Genomic DNA, 2,805 nt, shown 5'->3' with positions numbered 1-2,805 from the left:
GGGTGGCCGGGGTCGGTGGCGGCGGTGGGGGTGGCCGAGCCGTGGACGCCGTCGGGGAAGGCGCCGCCGATCGCGACGTTCAGCAGGATGAAGTAGCCCGCGTGGTCGGTCATGTTCGACCAGGTGGCGGCGTCGACGCTGTTCTGGCTGACGCTGTGGAACTGCTGGTCGTCCACGTACCAGCGCAGCTGGTTGGGCGTGGTGGAGCGGTCCCACTCGAAGCGGTACGTATGGAAGGCGGACTGGCAGCTCGCGCCGGGGCAGGCGCGGCTGGCGCCGACGCCGGTGGTCTCGTTGCAGGGCCCGCCCGGGTTGACGCCGCAGTGGAGCACTCCCCAGACGGAGTTGATGCCGTTGACGTTCTCCATGATGTCGAACTCGCCGATGCCGGGCCAGTTCCAGTAGTTGCCCCGGTACGGACTGCCCAGCGCCCAGAAGGCGGGCCAGTAGCCGAGCGCGGCGTTGCCGGTGACGTTCGGCATCTGAATGCGGCTCTCGATGCGCAGCACGCCGCCCGCCGGGGCCTTGAAGTCGGCGCGCTGGGTCTCGACACGGGCCGAGGTCCAGTTGCCCGCGCCGTCGCGGAGTGGGGTGATGCGGAGGTTGCCGCTGCCGTCGAGGCTGAGGTTGCTGGTGGAGTTGGTGTAGTTCTGGATCTCGCCAGTGCCCCAGTTGCCGGGGCCGCCAGGGTAGGAATGGCCGGTGTTTATTTGCCAGTTGGCGGAGGACGGCAGCGTGTTCGCGGAGCCGACGAAGTCATCGCTCCACTGCAGGGTCCAGCCGGGGGCGGGCGGCACCTCGCCCCGCGCGGGCGAGGTGCCGAAGAGCGTGGCGAGGGCGGCCAGCGCGAGAGCGGCGGCGGCCAGCGCTGCGGTGAGTGGTGCCCTGGGTCTGGTGCTCGTGCGTGTGCTCACGGGGGACGACCTCCAGGAAGCGGTGGGGGCACGGGCATGAGAGCGCTCTCACGTTTATGTAGGTGCACACGGGAAGGGCGTCAATGGCTCGTGCGCGTTGGTTTGCCGCAGCGCGTACGTACCGTCAGGCCGGCCCCAGCCAGATCGTGGCCAGCGGCGGCAGTACCGGCAGGATGCTCGCGGGCCGCCCGTGCCAGGCGGTGGGTTCGGCCTTGAGCGGTTCCGGGTTGAGGACGCCGCTGCCGCCGTAGCGGCCGTCGTCGGTGTTCAGCGCCTCGCGCCACAGCGGGATGTGGTCCGGGACGCCGATGCGGTAGTCATGGCGTACGACGGGCGAGAAGTTGCTGATGGCCAGCAGCGGTGAGCCGTCCGCGGCGAAGCGCAGGAAGGCGAAGACGTTGTCCTCGCGCGCGTCGCCCTCGACCCAGGCGAACCCCTCCGGGACGGTGTCCCGCTGCCACAGCGCGGGCGTGGCCAGGTACACCTGGTTCAGCTCGCGGACCAGGTCGCGTACGCCGCGGTGGTCGGGCTCGGCGGAGTACGAGGGGTCGAGCAGCCACCAGTCCGGGCCGTGGCTCTCCGACCACTCCGCGCCCTGCGCGAACTCCTGTCCCATGAAAAGGAGTTGCTTGCCCGGGTGCGCCCACATGAAGCCCAGGTACGCACGGTGGTCTGCGCGCCGCTGCCACCAGTCACCGGGCATCTTCGACACCAGGGACCGCTTTCCGTGCACCACCTCGTCATGGGAGATGGGCAGCACATAGTTCTCGCTGTACGCGTACACCATCGAGAAGGTCATCTCATGGTGGTGGTACTTGCGGTGCACCGGCTCATGGCCGACGTAGCCCAGCGAATCGTGCATCCACCCCATGTTCCACTTCAGCCCGAAGCCGAGGCCGCCGAAGCCGCTGGGGCCCACGTGGTGGGTGGCACGGGTGACGCCGTCCCAGGCGGTGGACTCCTCGGCGATGGTCAGCACGCCGGGGCAGCGGCGGTAGACGGTCGCGTTCATCTCCTGCAGAAACGCGACAGCGTCCAGGTTCTCCCGGCCGCCGTGGGCATTGGGCGTCCACTGGCCCGGCTCGCGGGAGTAGTCGAGGTAGAGCATGGAGGCCACGGCGTCCACCCGCAGGCCGTCCACATGGAACTCCTCACACCAGTACACGGCGTTCGCCACCAGGAAGTTGCGCACCTCCGTGCGGCCGTAGTCGAACTCCAGAGTGCCCCAGTCCGGATGCGCGGCCCGGGCCGGGTCGGCGGGTTCGTACAGCGGTCTGCCGTCGAACTCGGCCAGCGCCCACTCATCCCGGGGGAAGTGCGCGGGCACCCAGTCGACCAGCACGCCGATGCCCGCCCGGTGCAGGGCGTCGACCAGATACTTGAAGTCGTCGGGGGTGCCGAGGCGGGCGGTGGGCGCGTAGAAGCCGGTGACCTGGTAGCCCCACGAGCCGCCGAAGGGGTGCTCGGCCACCGGCATCAGCTCGACATGGGTGAAGCCGAGGTCCTTGACGTACGCGGGAAGCTGCTCGGCCAGCTGGCGGTACGTCAGGCCTGGGCGCCAGGAGGGCAGATGCACCTCGTACACCGAGAACGGCGACTCGTGCACGCACTGCCCCGCCCGGCGGGCCAGCCACTCCGCATCGCGCCACTCGTGGTGGGAGGTGTGCACGATCGAGGCCGTGGCGGGCGGACACTCGGTGTGGCGCGCCATCGGGTCGGCGCGCAGGGTGTGGCTCCCGTCCGGGCGGGTGATGTCGAACTTGTACACCGCGCCGTCACCCACACCGGGCAGGAACAGCTCCCATACGCCGCTGCCGCCCAGTGAGCGCATCGGGGCGGCCGTACCGTCCCAGTAGTTGAAGTCCCCGGCCACGCGTACGCCTCGGGCGTC

The 2,805-nt window shown here is 70.0% G+C and carries 2 protein-coding genes; both read right to left on the bottom strand.

The features are described 5' to 3' along the window. Positions 1-914, bottom strand: a 914-nt coding sequence (locus CCN51_RS43825) for a glycoside hydrolase family 16 protein (RefSeq protein ID WP_143676089.1), incomplete at its 3' end; no start/stop codon positions are given. Between the two features lie 124 nt (positions 915-1,038). Beyond that, on the bottom strand, positions 1,039-2,805 hold a 1,767-nt coding region (gene glgB, locus CCN51_RS43820; RefSeq protein ID WP_245881807.1), incomplete at its 5' end, for a 1,4-alpha-glucan branching enzyme.

It is taken from the genome of Streptomyces milbemycinicus (genome assembly GCF_002154605.1).
Classification (GTDB): Bacteria; Actinomycetota; Actinomycetes; order Streptomycetales; family Streptomycetaceae; genus Streptomyces; species Streptomyces milbemycinicus.
The sequence above is the reverse complement of the archived record's forward strand: the minus strand, read 5'-3'. Positions and strand labels throughout refer to the sequence as shown.